The sequence below is a fragment of the Chryseobacterium artocarpi genome (assembly GCF_001684975.1).
In the GTDB taxonomy this organism is placed as follows: domain Bacteria; phylum Bacteroidota; class Bacteroidia; order Flavobacteriales; family Weeksellaceae; genus Chryseobacterium; species Chryseobacterium artocarpi.
This window is the reverse complement of sequence record NZ_MAYH01000034.1, coordinates 275,829-292,285: the sequence shown is the minus strand read 5'-3', so window position 1 is coordinate 292,285 and position 16,457 is coordinate 275,829. Positions and strand designations below refer to the sequence as shown.

At 35.2% G+C, this 16,457-nt stretch carries 15 protein-coding genes; 6 read left to right on the top strand and 9 right to left on the bottom strand.

From position 1 onward, the window contains the following. Positions 1–6: 6 nt before the first annotated feature. On the bottom strand, positions 7–2,457 hold the full coding sequence (gene thrA, locus BBI01_RS12925; RefSeq protein WP_065395084.1) for a bifunctional aspartate kinase/homoserine dehydrogenase I: 2,451 nt from the start codon (positions 2,455–2,457) through the stop codon (positions 7–9). A gap of 334 nt (positions 2,458–2,791) precedes the next feature. Between thrA and BBI01_RS12920 the strand changes: the two genes are divergently transcribed. From BBI01_RS12920 to BBI01_RS12905, 4 genes are all read left to right on the top strand, one after another. Beyond that, positions 2,792–2,986 (top strand): bacteriocin-like protein, encoded by a 195-nt coding sequence (locus BBI01_RS12920; RefSeq protein WP_065395083.1) that lies wholly within the window; start codon positions 2,792–2,794, stop codon positions 2,984–2,986. A 62-nt stretch (positions 2,987–3,048) separates the two neighbouring features. Further along, the gene (locus tag BBI01_RS12915) at positions 3,049–3,228 is read left to right on the top strand and encodes a bacteriocin-like protein (protein WP_065395082.1); all 180 of its coding nucleotides are present in this window, start codon (positions 3,049–3,051) and stop codon (positions 3,226–3,228) included. A gap of 47 nt (positions 3,229–3,275) precedes the next feature. After that, positions 3,276–3,488: a hypothetical protein gene (locus BBI01_RS12910; RefSeq protein ID WP_065395081.1), complete on the top strand. Its 213-nt coding sequence runs from the start codon at positions 3,276–3,278 to the stop codon at positions 3,486–3,488. Between the two features lie 29 nt (positions 3,489–3,517). Further along, positions 3,518–3,721 (top strand): bacteriocin-like protein, encoded by a 204-nt coding sequence (locus BBI01_RS12905; RefSeq protein WP_065395080.1) that lies wholly within the window; start codon positions 3,518–3,520, stop codon positions 3,719–3,721. A 54-nt stretch (positions 3,722–3,775) separates the two neighbouring features. On the opposite strand, the gene BBI01_RS23010 is transcribed toward BBI01_RS12905, so the two are convergent. The 4 genes from BBI01_RS23010 to BBI01_RS12890 all read right to left on the bottom strand — a co-directional run bounded on the left by BBI01_RS23010 (position 3,776) and on the right by BBI01_RS12890 (position 6,618). Further along, positions 3,776–3,934, bottom strand: coding sequence for a bacteriocin-like protein (locus BBI01_RS23010; RefSeq protein ID WP_185114354.1), 159 nt, complete (start codon positions 3,932–3,934; stop codon positions 3,776–3,778). A gap of 56 nt (positions 3,935–3,990) precedes the next feature. Continuing rightward, positions 3,991–5,010 (bottom strand): quinolinate synthase NadA, encoded by a 1,020-nt coding sequence (nadA, locus tag BBI01_RS12900; protein ID WP_065395079.1) that lies wholly within the window; start codon positions 5,008–5,010, stop codon positions 3,991–3,993. Between the two features lie 105 nt (positions 5,011–5,115). Continuing rightward, positions 5,116–5,679 (bottom strand): guanylate kinase, encoded by a 564-nt coding sequence (gmk, locus tag BBI01_RS12895; protein WP_065395078.1) that lies wholly within the window; start codon positions 5,677–5,679, stop codon positions 5,116–5,118. Between the two features lie 81 nt (positions 5,680–5,760). Further along, complete coding sequence (locus BBI01_RS12890) at positions 5,761–6,618, bottom strand: YicC family protein (protein ID WP_083190101.1); 858 nt, start codon at positions 6,616–6,618, stop codon at positions 5,761–5,763. A gap of 299 nt (positions 6,619–6,917) precedes the next feature. Between BBI01_RS12890 and miaA the strand changes: the two genes are divergently transcribed. After that, positions 6,918–7,832, top strand: coding sequence for a tRNA (adenosine(37)-N6)-dimethylallyltransferase MiaA (gene miaA / locus BBI01_RS12885; protein ID WP_065395076.1), 915 nt, complete (start codon positions 6,918–6,920; stop codon positions 7,830–7,832). Between the two features lie 585 nt (positions 7,833–8,417). Here the strand turns inward: miaA and BBI01_RS12880 are convergent. The 4 genes from BBI01_RS12880 to BBI01_RS12865 all read right to left on the bottom strand — a co-directional run bounded on the left by BBI01_RS12880 (position 8,418) and on the right by BBI01_RS12865 (position 15,469). Then, complete coding sequence (locus BBI01_RS12880; RefSeq protein ID WP_065395075.1) at positions 8,418–9,830, bottom strand: efflux transporter outer membrane subunit; 1,413 nt, start codon at positions 9,828–9,830, stop codon at positions 8,418–8,420. A gap of 184 nt (positions 9,831–10,014) precedes the next feature. After that, complete coding sequence (locus BBI01_RS12875; RefSeq protein WP_065395074.1) at positions 10,015–13,200, bottom strand: efflux RND transporter permease subunit; 3,186 nt, start codon at positions 13,198–13,200, stop codon at positions 10,015–10,017. Positions 13,201–13,342: 142 nt separating this feature from the next. Then, positions 13,343–14,503, bottom strand: a complete 1,161-nt coding sequence (locus BBI01_RS12870; RefSeq protein ID WP_065395073.1) for an efflux RND transporter periplasmic adaptor subunit — start codon at positions 14,501–14,503, stop codon at positions 13,343–13,345. 369 nt (positions 14,504–14,872) lie between these two features. Then, the gene (locus BBI01_RS12865) at positions 14,873–15,469 is read right to left on the bottom strand and encodes a TetR/AcrR family transcriptional regulator (RefSeq protein ID WP_065395413.1); all 597 of its coding nucleotides are present in this window, start codon (positions 15,467–15,469) and stop codon (positions 14,873–14,875) included. Between the two features lie 292 nt (positions 15,470–15,761). Between BBI01_RS12865 and BBI01_RS12860 the strand changes: the two genes are divergently transcribed. Further along, a complete protein-coding gene (locus tag BBI01_RS12860) occupies positions 15,762–16,316 on the top strand; it encodes a thioredoxin family protein (protein ID WP_065395072.1) in 555 nt (184 codons plus the stop codon). The last annotated feature ends 141 nt before the right edge of the window (positions 16,317–16,457 follow it).

The window sequence follows — 16,457 nt, the reverse complement described above, 5'->3', positions numbered from 1 at the left end:
ATGTTTTTAAATTGAACGAATAATATCTGCAAAAATGCCGCTTGCGGTTACTTCCGCTCCGGCACCGGCTCCTTTTATAACCAATGGTTGTTCGGAATATCTTAATGTTTTAAAAATAACAATATTGTCTTTTCCGTAAAGATGGAATAGATCGCTTCCCGGAGCAACATGTTGTAAGCCTACTTTTGCTTTACCATCTTTAAATTCAGCGGTATATTTCAATATTTTTCCATCTTTCTTGGCATTTAAAAACAGTGTTTTAAAGTGATCTTCATAATCCGTAAGTTTTTCATAAAAATGTTCTACACTTCCTTGCATACAAGCTTCAGGTAAGAATCCAATGTTTTCAATTTCTTCAAACTGAAGGGGATAACCAGCTTCTCTGGCAAGAATCAGAATTTTACGAGCAACATCGGTTCCGGATAAATCCAGTCTTGGATCCGGTTCTGTATATCCTTCTTTTTGAGCTTGTGCTACCACTTCAGAAAAAGTTCTGTTTCCGTCATAATTATTGAAAACAAAATTTAATGTTCCACTTAGTACGGCTTCAATGGAAGTTACTTTGTCTCCACTTTTAATGAGGTCATTTATTGTTCCTATTACAGGAAGCCCTGCGCCTACATTGGTTTCAAAATGAAAGCTGCAGTTGTGATTCCTGGCAGTGTTCTTTAAAATTTTATACTGCTCAAAATCAGATGAGGCTGCAATTTTATTACAGGCAACAATATCGATGCTTCTTTTTAATAAACTTTCATACACTTCCGGGACTGCCGCGCTTGCTGTGATATCTACAAAAACAGAATTTCTCAGATTTCGGGATATGATCTCTTCTGCAAAACCTTTGGGTGAGGCTTCTTTTCCAATTTCAATCCAATTGGAATATTCATTTTTAGAAATTCCTGTATCTGCAAAAATCATTTTTCGGCTGTTGGAAAGCCCGGCAATTCTCAAATTGATGAGATGATTTTCCCTTAAATATTTATTTTGCTCATAAATCTGTTCAATAAGTTTGTTCCCTACATTTCCTGTTCCACAGATATAGAGATGGATTTGTTTGATTTCAGATTCAAAAAATTCTTCATGAAGCACATTTACGGCTTTTTTAGCATCTTTTTCAGATATAACAACACTGATGTTTCTTTCGGAAGAACCTTGTGCAATCGTTCTTATGTTGATTCCATTATTCCCTAAGCAGCTGAACATTTTAGCGCTCACGCCGCTTCGGCTTTTCATATTTTCTCCAACCAATGCAACAATGGAAAGACCTGTCTCAATAGTAACAGGAGCAACTCTTTTTAATTCAATATCGTCTGAAAAGGAAAAATTGATTGCATTTTCAGCAGCCAATACATCTTTTTCATGAATAGCAATCGTAATTGAATGTTCAGAAGATCCCTGTGTAATGAGAATAACGTTGATTCTTTCATTGCTTAAACATTGGAAAAGCTTAGCTGAAATCCCAGGAATTCCTATCATTCCACTGCCTTCAAGAGTAAGCAAAGCAATATTACCCATATTGGAAATCCCTACAACAAGCTGTTGCTTTTCTTTTTCGGAAATGTTCAAATTATGAGAAACTAATGTTCCCAATGCTTCAGGTTCGAAAGTATTTTTTATTGTAAGATCAATATTTTTGATCATCACCGGTTGAATGGATGGCGGATAAATAACTTTTGCTCCGAAATGGGAAAGCTCCATTGCTTCATGGTAGGAAATTTCTGCAATCGGTTTAGCATTAGAGGTTAGACGAGGATCTGCAGTCATCATTCCACTTACATCTGTCCAGATCTGGAGTTCTTCAGCGTTTACAGCCGCTGCAATAATTGCCGCAGTATAGTCTGAACCGCCTCGTCCCAGTGTTGTTATATGATTTTGATCATCCGACGCGATGAATCCCGGACCAATGATGATTTGGTTTTGATGTTGATCAAGATAGTTTTTGATGTTGTTTTCAGTAAGGTCAAAATTTACTTTTGCATTGGTAAAATTACTGTTGGTTTTGATGAGCTCGGAAGAATTCATCCATAAACAATCTGATTTCTGTTGCTGAAGCCTTGCTGCAATAATGCTGGAGGATAAGAATTCTCCATAAGAAGCAATTTTATCCTTTATTCTGTCTGTAAGTTCGCCAAGAACATAGATCCCGTTGTATAGATCTTCAATATCATTACAGTGCTTTTTAACAAAACTTAGTAAGGAGCTTTGTTCAGAAATAGGGATAAGCTCTTTAACAAGTTGTAAATGCTTTTCTTCAATGCTTTTAAGTTTTTGAAGATAGCTGTCATTTTTTTCGGAAGCATTTTCAGCACCTTGAATGAGGAGGTCTGTTACTCCATGAAGTGCTGATACAATGACTACAACTCTGTCTTTTGAAGACTCTTTTTTTATAATGTTCTCTACTAAAAGGATATTCTGAGAATTGGCGACTGATGTACCGCCGAATTTTAAAATTTTCATCAATTATTGATTTGAGGTTAGGAAAAATGAAATTGTTACTCTTTAAAAAAAGAGTACAGGATACCGGAAATAATATGTGAAAATTTACCCCTTTATGGGGTAGTCGTTGTAGTTGTGAATGTAGAAACAGAAGATATGCCTGAAATAGGTAATCTCAGGGCAGAAATATCAGATATGTTTCTTAAAGAATTCATTGTAACGAAACAAATGTACAAATTATTTCGGAATAGGCAACTTTTAACATAATAAAATAATAAGTCCTTTTTTGGGGAAATAGTTTGTGTAATTAATTAAAAATCTTACATTTATAAAGTTAAACTATATAATAATAATCATGAAAAATTCGAAAAAAATTAAAAGAGAGAACTTAAAAGCCATTAATGGAGGAGGAATTTGGGATTGTAATGAAAATTGTCCGGAAGGACCTTATGGACCAGGTCAGCCGAAATCATGTGCGGAATTTCACGGTTTACCAGAATGCTGTAAGCGTAGAGTATTGGCAAGCATGGAATGTTTCGAACCCTTTTAATCATATAAGAGCATTGTAAAACAGTGCTCTTTCTTATTTATAATAATCAAAATTAAAACATCATGAAAACAATTAAAAAATTATCAAGAGAACAACAAAAGAGTATCAGTGGTGGTTTTACACAGTTTCAGATTGATACTTGTGGTGGAGAGCAATACGTGTGTTTTATGAGAGGAGGCGGATCAACAGCATGGGGATGCTCATTAAAACCGGGAGGAAAATGTTATGATCCAATGCTGTAAGTAGAGATGAGATAGCTGTATCAAACTTAATTTTAAAAATAAGCATTATGAAAAAAATATCAAGAACAAAACTTAAAATGATCAAAGGTGCTCAAATGAATGGGTGCGGTAGATGTTCAACTTCAGGAAATTATGGTGATGGTCCTGAATATACCTACAGCTGTATGAGTTTTTGGGGATTATCACCAGAGTGCAGAAACTGTGTAGATGTAAGCGCAGATTGCTATGGTCCTGATTATTCTGACTTTTATAGCAGATAAAATACTAACATCAATAAATTTAAATTACTATGAAAAATTTAAAGAAATTAAACAGAAAAGAACTTGGAGAAGTAAACGGAGCAATAGGATCAAACTGTAATAGATGTCCAAGAAATACTACTTATGGAACCGGACCTAATGATGCTCCTTGCAGTGCATATCAGGCACTTCCTTTATACTGCAAAGCATGTGTAATTGTAAGTATTGAGTGTATGGATGGCGGAGTATCTTAAAAAATCCCTGTTTATCAGAAATAAAAAAGCACTGTAAAAACAGTGCTTTTTTATTTAACAGTCAGTAGGAAAGTATGGTCCTTTTGGAAGACATATTGGTTGTCCATAGCATCCTATGGCACAAATTTCACGTATTCCACAGTAGTTGCAACTTTCCGATCCACCGTTTACATTTTTAAGACTTTCTCTGTTTAATTTCTTTAAATTTCTCATATTTTTATTATTAGTTTGGATCCTAAATATAAAAAATATTTGAAAGCAAAAAGAAATTATTTTATGCTTTTAGAAAGATCAAGCATAGCCTCAATAGGTTTTAATGCTTTCAATCTTAATTCTTCCTCGATAAGAATTTCAGGAAGTTCATATTTCATACATAAGTACAATTTTTCCATTGTATTACGTTTCATATAGAAACATTCTGAGCAGTTGCAGCTTTCATCAAAAACTAAAGCAGGAATCAACTCCTTGTGTGGAGCACGTTTTCTCATTTCATGAAGGATCCCTTCTTCTGTAGCAATGATGAATTTCTGACAGTCATCTTTTTCTACAAAATTCAATAGAGCAGAAGTAGAACCAATAAAGTGAGCCAGCTTTAAAACGGCTTCTTCACTTTCTGGGTGTGCAATCAGTTTTGCATCCGGATTATCTGCTAACTGCTGAGCAATTCTTTCCATTGAAAAAGCTTCGTGTACTACGCAGCTTCCGTCCCAAAGAATCATATCGCGACCTGTCTTTTTAGATAAATATCTTCCAAGATTTTTATCCGGTGCGAAAATGATAGGTCTGTCTGTTGGTAGAGCTTCAATTACAGTTTCAGCGTTTGAACTTGTTACGATGATATCACTTTCTGCTTTTGTTTCAGCATTACAATTGATGTATGTTGCAATTAAAGCATTAGGGTGTTGTTCACGCATTTTTCTTAATCCTTCTCCTGAGCAACCGTCTGCCAGAGAGCATCCAGCCATGGTATCAGGTAAAACTACTTTTTTAGTTGGGTTCAGGATCTTTGCTGCTTCTGCCATGAAATGTACTCCGCAGAATACAATCATATCAGCGTTGGTTTCCTTTGCCTGTCTCGCCAATTGCAGAGAATCTCCAAGGAAATCTGCGATATCCTGAATTTCTCCCGGTTGGTAATAATGGGCAAGGATTACGGCGTTTTTCTCTTCCTTAAGTTTAAGAATTGCTTTTACCAATTCTTCTCCCTGAGGAATGGCTATATCTTTTATATCCAGAAATCCTTTTACAGGAATTGCAGATTTAGCTTTTTCTAATGTTTCGGTACTCATATCAACCTCAATGTTTTTTTATTATCAGAATAGAGGTTAGAAATTAGAAGTTAGATATTGATGAAAGTACATTACTTGCATCCTCTGACCTCCATCTTCCAGCCATTAATTATTGATAAAACTTTTTATTAAACTTTCTATTTCTTTTTTAGCTACATCCAGATCGGTGTTTATAACGATCTTGTCAAACTCGCTTGCATAGGTTAGTTCTTCTTCTGCTTTTGCTACGCGGGTTTTAATGGTTTCTGCATCATCTGTATTCCTTGAAATCAATCTTCGTTCCAATTCTTCAATGGAAGGCGGTTCTATAAAAATAGATAAAGCCTTTTCTCCGAAGTATTTTTTCAAGGAAATTCCTCCTTTTACATCCACATCAAAAATAACAACTTTTCCCTGATTCCAGATTTTTTCTACCTCAGATTTTAAAGTACCGTAATATTTGTCAGTATATACTTCTTCATATTCTACAAATGCATCTTCTGAAATTTTTTGTCTGAATTCATCAGGTGATAAAAAATGATAATCCACGGCATGAATTTCACTTCCTCTTGGCTGTCTTGTCGTACAGGAGATTGAAAATGAAAGTTCAGGAAATGTTTCCAGAGAATGTTTTACCAATGTAGTTTTTCCGCTTCCAGATGGTGCTGAAAATATAATTACTTTATCCATATTTTTGAGTTTCGAGCTTAGGGTTCGAGCTGGGAATTATCTTTACATGATAATGGTACCCAAGAATTTTGTTCCCTGAAACTATAACACGTTTAACGTTTGTTCTTTAATTTTTTCCAAATCATCCTTCATCTTCACTACCAGTTTCTGAATTTCGGCATGATTGGCTTTGGAACCTAATGTATTGATCTCTCTTCCGATTTCCTGAGAAATAAAACCTAGTTTTTTTCCGTTGAAAGATTCATTATCCATTACTTCCTTATAATATTTCAAATGCTGAGTAAGTCTCACTTTTTCTTCTGAAATATCCAGTTTTTCAGTAAAATAAGCCATTTCCTGATAGAAACGGGTTTCATCTACATTTTCGAATTCTTTCAGAGACTTCTGATAACGTTCTTTAACGCTTACGATTCTTTCTTCTTCAAAAGGAATCACTTCGCCAAGATATTTGTCTATATTCTGAATATTTCTGTTTAATTCTTCATGCAGAATACTTCCTTCTGTCTTTCTGAATTCTTCGAATCGGTCTACAGCTGCATTGACTATCTGTGCTAAAGATTCCCACTCACCTTCTGTCAGTTCATCAGGTCTTGAGGTAATAGCATCAGGCATTCTTACTGCCATTTTAAGATATTCAAAATCAGGTCCGTCCGATGCAATATTTTTAAGCTCATTGATGTAAGAATCAATTAAACTCTTATTAATTTTCACATCATTAGATTCTTCAAGGTTTTCCAGGTTTACGTAGCAGTCTACTTTTCCACGGATAATTCTATCATTAAGAATTTTTCTGATCTCAAATTCTTTTTCTTTGTAACGTAAAGGAATTTTAATATTTAAATCAAAGCTCTTGCTGTTCAGTGATTTAATATCTATTGTTATTTTTTTTCCTTCAAAAACACCTTCGGCTCTACCAAAGCCGGTCATTGATAAAATCATAGTTTTTTATTGTTCTACAAAGATAAACATTTAAGTGTATAATGTAATACAATGAAGTTTCAACATAAACGTTCTGGTTATTTAATTTTAAATTTATTTTGAATCATGAAGAATATTTAAGCCGTTAATTTTAATTAAGAAAAAAATCAGGTAGATTTTTATAAGCATTATGCTAAAAGGGAAGCTTATCTTAATATTCTCAACTTCTTCATTGAAATTTGAATGGCTCAAAACAATTCATAGTTTTTTTACATTTAAAAATAAAAATAGAAATGATCCCATTTTCGTAAATTAGCGGTGTGAAAAAGAAAAATTTAATTTCTGTAGTAGGACCCACCGGAATAGGAAAAACAAAACTGGCAATTGATCTGGCAAAACATTTCAATACCGAGATTGTTTCCTGTGATTCCAGACAGTTTTTTAAGGAAATGAAAATTGGAACAGCAGCACCTTCCGACGAGGAATTGGCTGAAGCACCTCATCATTTTATCGGAAATCTTTCTGTAGAAGAATACTATTCCATCGGGCAATATGAAGAAGATGCCCTAAGAAAACTTAATGAACTTTTCGAAAATCATGATACCGTCATTCTTGTTGGCGGAAGTATGATGTATGAAAAAGCAATGATTGAAGGGCTGAATGACCTGCCTGAAGCAGATATGGAAAATCAGGAGAAACTTCAGAAAATGATGGAAGAAAAAGGGATAGAAAAACTTCAGGAAATTTTAAAAGAATTGGATCCTGAGTATTTTGCTGTTGTAGATATTCACAACCATCGAAGGCTTTTACGTGCTATTGATGTCATCTGGCAAACGGATAAAAAATATTCTGAACAGATTGCTGTTTCCCAAGATTCCAGAGATTTTAATGTGATAAGAATAGGAATTGAAGCACCAAGAGAAGAATTGTATGACAGAATCAACCGAAGAGTTGATATTATGATGGAGAAAGGGCTTTTGGATGAGGTGAAAGGGTTGGAGAAATTCAAAGGTTTGACTGCTTTGAATACGGTTGGTTATGCAGAATTATTCAAATACTTTGATGGAGAATGGGATCTTGATTTTGCCGTTTCCGAGATTAAAAAGAACAGCCGCCGATATGCTAAACGTCAGCTGACCTGGTATAGAAAAGCGGATGATATTCATTATTTACCTTTGGGTTATTCTCAGGAGGATTACGATGCTTTGGTTCTTTGGATTGCGGAAAAGTTTTGATATTGGATCATCGCAAGGGCGCAAAATTTTAAAACAAACTATTATTAAGACGCAAGGATTTTATCTTTGATAAAATTGATATTTGTAAGTAATAGCCACTAATCCACGAATAATTTTTTTCTGGATAAAAATCCTATGTGGTTAAAGAAATTAAAAAGAAACTCGTGCATTCGTGGCATAAAAAATATTGAAAATCCTTTATCTTCTTTCTTGTATATTTACAATTGGGATATTCTCAGGAGGATTATGATGCTGTGATTCTTTGGATTGCGGAACAGTTTTAATATTGGATCATCGCAAGGGCGCAAACTTTTAAAACAAACTATTATTAAAACGCAAAGATTTTATATTTGATAAAATTGATATTTGCAAGTAATAGCCACTAATTCACGAATAATTTTTTTCTGGATAAAAATCCTATGTGGTTAAAGAAATTAAAAAGAAACTCGTGCATTCGTGGCATAAAAAATATTGAAAATCTTTTACCTTCTTTCTTGTATATTAATCCGTATTTTTGACAAGGTTCCCTATAAAAAATGCGGCTCTGAAAAGAACCGCATCTTAAAACAAATATAATTTAATTTACTACTTCCAACCGCCACCCAGCGCTCTGTATAGATCTACAATGCTGCTTAATCTCTGTCTTTTAATGGAAGCAAGGTTCAACTCTGCCTGAAGAGAATTTCCCTGTGCGGTAATCACTTCAAGATAATTGGCTGAACCTCCTCTGTAAAGAAGTTGTGCGCTTTTAATTCCATCTTTTAATGTAGTGGATTGCTCATTTGCTTTTTGCTCCTGAACTTTTAAGTTTTCATTAGAAACCAAGGCATCAGAAACTTCTCCCACAGCATTTAAAACTGATTGACGAAATGCCAATACATTTTTCTCCCTTTGAATTTTTGCTACTTCAAAATCCGTTTTCAATTGTCTTTTTTGAAAAATAGGTTGAGTAATTCCTCCTAATACAGACCCGAATAATGATGCCGGAATCTGAAACCAGTTATCAATTTTAAAAGAATTCACTCCGCCATTTGCTGTAATCTTTAATGCAGGATACATATTAGCCTGTGCAATTCCTACCATGGCATTTGATTCCAATAAAACCAATTCCTGCTGACGTACATCCGGTCTGCGGCTTACCATCGCTGCGGGAAGCCCAGCTATGATATTCTGAGGTAAGGAAGTGTCAGACATTTCGATTGTTCTGTTGATTTTATTAGGGGTTTCTCCAACAAGAATACTTAAAGCATTTTCCTGTATGGCAATATTTTGTTCCAATTGTGAGATCAGAAGTTCTGTTGCCTGCTTTTGAGCGTTAGCCTGTTGCACTCCCAAAGATGTTGTGTCTCCACTTTCCCACATTTTTTGTGTGATCATCAAGGTATTATTGCTCAATTCTAAATTAGATTTTGCAATACTTAATTGTTTGTCAAGCATCAAAAGGTTGTAATATCCTTGAGCAATTGCCGCTACTACTTGTGTCTGAATAGCTTTTGAACCTTCATAGGTCTGCAAATACTGTATTCTTGAAACTTCCTGCTGGTTTTTGATTTTCCCCCAGATGTCTGCTTCCCATGATAAGTTGAAAGCTGCGTTATAATCTTCAACATGACTTTGACCTAAAAATAAATTTAAGCTTTGTCCATTCATGCTATTTTTAGAAGGCTTTGAAATCTGAGCTGCTACTCCAAAACCAACATCGGGATATTGCATATATTTTGCCTGTTTCAGTTTTTCCTGTGATGATGCAACCTGTTTTAAAGCAATCTGAAGATCATAATTGTTTTTAATACCTTTTTCAATCAGTTCCTGTAAAATAGGATCGTTGAAAAACTGTTTCCATTCCAGATTGGCAATACTTGCTGTATCGGCAGTTGCTGTGTACTGAAATTTTTCCGGTAGCGGGAGATCCGGTTCCGCGTATGCCAGTTTTGACACACACGAAACAGATCCTAAAGCTATGGCGAATGTTAATATAATATTTTTTAGTCTTTTCATAATTTTGGTTTAATGACTTAAATAATGTTGAGGTTTATTGTTTTCCACAGATTTTTGTAGATAGGAAGATCAAATGTTTTTAAAAACTTACGTGTACTTCTTATACAGAATGCTTTTAACTTTAAAATTGCTTAAGTGTTATTCTAAAAATCTTTTTGACCTATAAACCTTTCTTCTTTTGCATTTAATTAATTGTTGAAGCTAAAAGTTCTTCCTCCATCTGCTTTTTCAGAAGTCTCTTTTTCTTTCTGCTCGGCATTTTTTCATGCAGATATTGGAAAACAACATACATTACCGGAATAATGAAAATCCCGAATACTACTCCTGTAAGCATTCCTCCTACAGTACTGTATCCGATGGAATGATTTCCTTTTGCAGAAGCACCTTGTGTCCAAACCAGAGGAAGCATTCCCACAATGAAGGCAAAAGAGGTCATTAAGATTGGTCTTAAACGTAATCTTGAAGCCTGAAGAGCAGATTCAATTAATGATCTTCCTGCTTTTCTTCGCTGTACAGCAAATTCTACAATAAGAATTGCATTTTTTGCTAATAGCCCAACGAGCATTATTAATCCGACCTGTACATAAATGTTATTATCAATTCCTGCAAGCCCTGTGAAGGCAAATACTCCAAAAATCCCTGTCGGAATCGTTAGAATAATAGCGAACGGAAGAATGTAACTTTCATATTGTGCTGCCAATAAGAAATAAACAAAAAGAATACTTAAAAGGAAGATAAAAGTGGTTTGCCCACCAGTTTTGATCTCTTCACGGGTAATTCCTGTCCACTCATATCCGTAACCTCTTGGTAAAGATTGTTGAGCTACTTCTTCAACAGCTTTGATGGCATCTCCGGTACTATATCCGGGTTTTGGGGTACCATTGATCGTTACAGCATTGAATAGGTTGTTTCTTGTTACTGTTTCAGGACCGAACGTTCTTTTTAAGGTCACTAAAGTCTTGGCAGGAACCATTTCTCCGGATTTATTTTTAACATAAATTCCTTCCAAAGAATTAATATCCGTACGATAGGGAATATCCGCCTGAGCCATTACTCTGTAGTATTTTCCGAATCTGTTGAAATCTGAAACGAAGCTACTTCCGTAATAAATCTGCATGGTCTGCATTAATTCTGTTACAGAAACCCCCAGCTGATTTGCTTTGTCCGTATCTACATCAATCGTATATTGTGGATTTCCGGCTGCATAGGTTGTAAAGGCAAATGCAATTTCCGGGCGTTTCATCAATTCACCAATGAACTGTTGGGTTGTTGTTCCCAATTGCTCAAAAGATCCGTTGGTTTTATCCTGAAGCATAAATTCAAAACCGGAAACGTTACCAAATCCCTGAATAGTTGGGAAGTTGAAGAAGAAAGCGTTGGCATCTTTTACCTGGCTTACTCTTCCTGTCAAAGTAGCAGCAATCTGATCAGGATCTTTCATTTCTCCACGCTTATCATAATCTTTAAGTTTGATAAAACCTGCAGAGTAAGGAGAAGCATTGGCATTACTGATGAAGTTCATTCCATCAGCTACCCAAAGGTGATTGGTTGCTTTTTCTCCGTTAATAATTTTATCAATCTGCGCCGTAGCATTGTGGGTTCTTTCCAGTGAACTTCCCGGAGGAGTATTTACTGCATACAGTACAAATCCTTGATCTTCCGTTGGAATAAATCCTGAAGGAGCTTTTTTAATCATGAAAATACTTGCCGCTGTTATCACTACAAGACCTCCGATGGCAACCCATTTATTTTTGATTAAAAACTTAAGGCTGTAAATATATTTTTTGGTCATGTTATTGAAGCTTGCATTAAATGCATTGAAAAATCTTGCTCCAAAACCTTTTTTATGACCATGTTCACCGTGTTCTCCCTGAGGATCGTTTAGGAAAAGAGCACATAACGCTGGGCTTAATGTTAATGCATTTACTGCGGAGATCATAATCGCAATAGCTAATGTAAAGGCAAACTGTCTGTAGAAAACTCCCGCAGGTCCTTGCATGAATCCAACAGGAATAAATACCGCACACATTACCAATGTAATGGAAATAATCGCTCCTGAGATTTCACTCATAGAGTTCATAGTTGCATGTTCTACAGGCATTCCCGTCTGTTCCATTTTGGAATGGACGGCTTCCACTACCACAATCGCGTCATCTACTACAATACCGATGGCAAGTACCAAAGCAAATAAAGTAAGCATATTGATACTGAAACCAAATAACTGAAGGAAGAAGAAAGTACCAATAATCGCTACAGGGACTGCAATGGCTGGAATTAAAGTAGATCTGAAATCCTGAAGGAAAATATAAACTACAATAAATACCAGAATGAATGCAATAACCAATGTTTCTACTACCTGATGGATAGAAGCATCAAGGAAATCCTTGGAATTATACATGATAATAGGCTTCACTCCTTTTGGAAGGGAGGTTTCCATTACTTTTACCTGCTTTTCAATCTCAGTAAGGATCTCATTTGCGTTTGAACCTGCCGTTTGGAGAATGGCAAATCCGGCAACCGGTTTTCCGTCTACTCTGTTGGTTGCGGTATAAGTATAAGAACCGAATTCTACCCTCGCAACATCTTTTAATCTTAAGAATGATCCATCACTATTTGCTTTAATGGCTATGCTTTCATAGTCTTCACCTTTATTCAGCTTACCTTTATATTTAAGGATATATTCATAAGTTTCCTTGCTTCCCTGTCCAAGGCGTCCTGGAGCAGCTTCAAGGTTGTGGTCTTTAATGGCATTCAAAACTTCCTGTGGGGAAAGATTGTTGGCAGCCAGTCTATCCGGTTTTAACCAGATTCTCATGGAATAATCTCTGGTTCCGAAAACCTGCGCCTGTGCAACTCCTGGAATACGTTGGATCTGTGGAATTACGTTGATCTTAAGATAATTCTGTAAGAAAAGCTCATCATATTGTTTAGGATCATCACTCGATAATCCCATGAACATAATCATACTATTCTGAACCTTCTGTGTAGAAATTCCTGCTTGTACCACTTCCTGAGGAAGCTGGCTCATTGCTTTGGATACACGGTTTTGTACGTTTACAGCAGCATTATCAGGATCAGATCCCTGCTTAAAGAAAACGCTTAAGGTCATAGTACCGTCATTACTTGAGTTGGAAGTCATGTACGTCATGTTTTCCACTCCGTTTACTGCTTCTTCAATAGGTGTTGCAACGGAACGTGCCACTACTTCAGCATTTGCTCCCGGATAAAAAGCCGTTACCTGAACACTTGGCGGAGCAATGTCCGGGAAGAGCGCGATAGGCAAATTAAAGAGAGACAGAGCTCCCAATAATAAGAGTATGATGGAGATGACCGTTGAAAGGACCGGTCTTTCTATAAATTGTTTTAACATAAGAAGTTTATTTTTTAATGTTGTCTAAACACGCCTTATTGCACTTAAGTTGATTGAGTTGAAAATAAAATCGATGTATTGATAATGATTTTCAAAACTTAAAGGCTAAAAAGATGAGGTTTAAACTGCTCTTAAATAGTTATTACAAAGGTTTTGCTCTCAATAAACTGTCTGAAGAGATGGCTTTCGGTTTGATGGAAGCGCCGTCTTTCAGGTTTCCGATTCCGGTGTAAACAATCTTTTCTCCAGGTGTAAGTCCTTCAGAAATAAAATAATAACTGTCTGTTTTTCCGGATATTTTGATTGGTTTTCCGGTTACTTTCTGGTCTTTACCCATTACATAGACATACGTTTTATCCTGAATTTCAAATGTTGACTCCTGAGGAATTACCACTGCATTTGAAATCAGTTGAGGCATACGAACTCTTCCTGTATTTCCTGTTCTTAACGCTCCGTTTACATTAGGAAAAACTGCACGTACACTGATTGCTCCGGTAGTTTTATCAAATTGCCCGTCTACAATACTTAATCTTCCTTTTTCAGGATAAGTACTGTTATCAGCGATTACCAGCTCTACCATCGGCATATTTTTAAGTTTTTCTTCTAAAGTAGCTCCCGCATATTTATTCTGGAAAGCAATAAAATCAAGTTCACTTAAAGAGAAATACGCATAAATTTCACTGATATCTGATAATAAAGTCAAAGGATTAGGATCTGTTCTTGAAATCAGACTTCCTTTTTTGAATGGGATTCTTCCAATATATCCACTTACAGGAGCAGTAATGGTGGTAAATCCTACATTGATTCTTGCGCTTCCTACAGATGCTCTAGCCTGTGAAGCTGCAGCTACAGCCGCTTCATAATTAGCTTTCGCCGTTTTAAGCTGTACATCGGAAACTACTTTTGCAGCAACCAAAGGCTGAAGTCTGTCAACTTCTACTTTAGCTTTTTGTATATTGGCATTTGCTGCCTGAAGATTTGCCTGAGCCATATTCATCTGCTCGCCATAACTTCTTGAATCTATTTTAAATAAAGGCTGTCCGGCTCTTACGTAAGCTCCTTCCTCTACATAAATTCTGTCAAGATATCCATCCACCTGAGATCTGATTTCCACATTGTTTTTTCCTTCCAAAGCAGTCGGAAATTCCTGATAAGTGGTAGCAGGAGAGGTGATAACGGTATAAACCGGAAGTTCTGGAGCTGGTGGTGCGGAATTAGATCCTTCTGCAGCCTTCGTGCAGCTCTGTAAAAGAATTATACTTGAAATAAGTACAATAAACCTTGTTTTTCCAGGTATTTTCATTTTGGTTTAATTTTTTTAATGAAGTGTTAGATTTAAGTAATGTTTCTTTCTAATAAATGCTGTTTTTTTTCCTAACAGTGTTAATGATTTGTTCAAAAAAAATTACAGAATTTTTAATGCTCGATCATGTCGATTGTTCCCATAATTGAAAATTGTTTTAATGTATTTAAGTATATGAAGATGTGAGGTGTAATGTGTGTTAATTTTACTAACAGTGTTAATTTGTGATGAAAAAAAAATTCTTTAACAATTAAATGGAGTAGAGTTTTGCATAGTTTATTTTTGTTTTTAAATTAAGATTTTAACAATTGAGCTTATTAATTCAATGTTAATTTTCCTAACGGTGTTAAATTTTGATTTAAAAAAATATTACAAGGACTTTATAAAAGATGAAACTGTTTCATCTAAAGTCGATTTATTCATAGTAGACGGAATATCTCCTGTACGCATCATCATGATGGAAATCATTCCATGTACTGCTGAAAATAAAGCATGAGACATATGACATGCATTATCTGTGTTTGATCCGTTCTTTTCAATGATGTTATAAGTACATTCGTAGATCAGCTCCTGGAAAGAAGAAAACTCTTTCTTCATCTGTCCTTTTCCACAACATTGCATTCCCAATCCAAACATCAGTTGGTAATATTCCTTATTATTAAAAGCAAAGTTCCAATAAGCATCAACAATAGCAAGAAGTTGCTCTTCTGGTGTACTGTGCTTCTGCTGTGCCTTTAATAATTCTATATGTAATTTGTGAAAGCCATCCAATGAAATTTCAAATAAAATAGCTTCCTTATTTTCGAAATAATCATACACCACCGGTGCGCTGTATTCAATAGCGTCTGCTATTTTACGCATGGAAAGTGATGCCCAGCCTTCAGATTTAGCCAAAGTGAATGCAGCCTGCAAGATACTTGCACGGATAGATTCTTTTTCTCTTTGACGACGTTCATGTAGACCCATGATATTCTTTTCTAACAGTGTTAGCAAAACTACAAACTTTTGAGGATATCTTCCAAACCATATTTTACATTTAATGAAAAAAGAAGATTTTAGAAATGAATTAAAAGATGGAAAAAGCGAGAACTGGAAGTAGATGAGATGCATTGATTTTAAATTATTGTAAAAATTAATAAAATATATAGCTTTACTCAATAAATATATTGGGAAGAATAAGTTCTGTTTTTCCAGCTCCTATCTTCCTTACCATATAACCAAAGAAATTTCTATCTTTGTGAAACTAAAGAAAAAGGATATGAATACTCCATCAAATATGTTGGCATTAGGTACAAAAGCTCCGTTTTTTGAGCTTCCAAACCCGTCAAAAACGAATGAACTTCAGTCTTTGGAAGAACTGAAAGGAGAAAATGGAACATTGGTAATCTTTATGTGTAACCATTGTCCGTTTGTTCTTCATGTGATTGATAAGATCAACGAATTATATGAAGATTACAATGATAAAGGAATTGAATTCATCGCGATCAATGCTAATGATATTGAAAAATATCCGGATGATTCTCCAGAAAAAATGATTGAATTCCAAATCGACAGAAGATTTGATTTTCCTTATTTATTCGACGAAAGTCAGGCAGTAGCAAAAGCTTATGATGCAGCTTGTACTCCCGATTTTTATTTCTTTGATGATAAATTAGATCTTGTCTACAGAGGTCAGATGGATGATTCAAGACCAGGAAATAATAAAGATGTTACCGGAGAAGATTTGATTATTGCTTTTGAAAACCTTTTAGCTGGAGAAGCTCAGGAAGAAATTCAAAGACCAAGCATGGGATGTAATATTAAATGGAAATAGTTTCGGTTACCGATTCTTATTTATTATAATATATAGCTGTTCTTTTTTAGGACAGCTTTTTTATTTCCTACAGATTGCGCAGCTTTTTATACCGTTTTTATTTGCCACTAATGCATGAATTCTTTTTTATTTGTGAATTAG

Bases quoted from the DNA above. Each gene is read 5' to 3' on its own strand.
- BBI01_RS12905 (WP_065395080.1), top strand. From the start codon at position 3,518: ATGAAAAATTTAAAGAAATTAAACAGAAAAGAACTTGGAGAAGTAAAC.
- BBI01_RS12910 (WP_065395081.1), top strand. From the start codon at position 3,276: ATGAAAAAAATATCAAGAACAAAACTTAAAATGATCAAAGGTGCTCAA.
- BBI01_RS12920 (WP_065395083.1), top strand. From the start codon at position 2,792: ATGAAAAATTCGAAAAAAATTAAAAGAGAGAACTTAAAAGCCATTAAT.
- BBI01_RS12890 (WP_083190101.1), bottom strand. From the start codon at position 6,618: ATGATTTTATCAATGACCGGCTTTGGTAGAGCCGAAGGTGTTTTTGAA.
- BBI01_RS12880 (WP_065395075.1), bottom strand. From the start codon at position 9,830: ATGAAAAGACTAAAAAATATTATATTAACATTCGCCATAGCTTTAGGA.
- thrA (WP_065395084.1), bottom strand. From the start codon at position 2,457: ATGAAAATTTTAAAATTCGGCGGTACATCAGTCGCCAATTCTCAGAAT.
- gmk (WP_065395078.1), bottom strand. From the start codon at position 5,679: ATGGATAAAGTAATTATATTTTCAGCACCATCTGGAAGCGGAAAAACT.
- BBI01_RS12860 (WP_065395072.1), top strand. From the start codon at position 15,762: ATGAATACTCCATCAAATATGTTGGCATTAGGTACAAAAGCTCCGTTT.
- BBI01_RS12915 (WP_065395082.1), top strand. From the start codon at position 3,049: ATGAAAACAATTAAAAAATTATCAAGAGAACAACAAAAGAGTATCAGT.
- BBI01_RS23010 (WP_185114354.1), bottom strand. From the start codon at position 3,934: ATGAGAAATTTAAAGAAATTAAACAGAGAAAGTCTTAAAAATGTAAAC.
- BBI01_RS12870 (WP_065395073.1), bottom strand. From the start codon at position 14,503: ATGAAAATACCTGGAAAAACAAGGTTTATTGTACTTATTTCAAGTATA.
- BBI01_RS12875 (WP_065395074.1), bottom strand. From the start codon at position 13,200: ATGTTAAAACAATTTATAGAAAGACCGGTCCTTTCAACGGTCATCTCC.
- nadA (WP_065395079.1), bottom strand. From the start codon at position 5,010: ATGAGTACCGAAACATTAGAAAAAGCTAAATCTGCAATTCCTGTAAAA.
- BBI01_RS12865 (WP_065395413.1), bottom strand. From the start codon at position 15,469: ATGGGTCTACATGAACGTCGTCAAAGAGAAAAAGAATCTATCCGTGCA.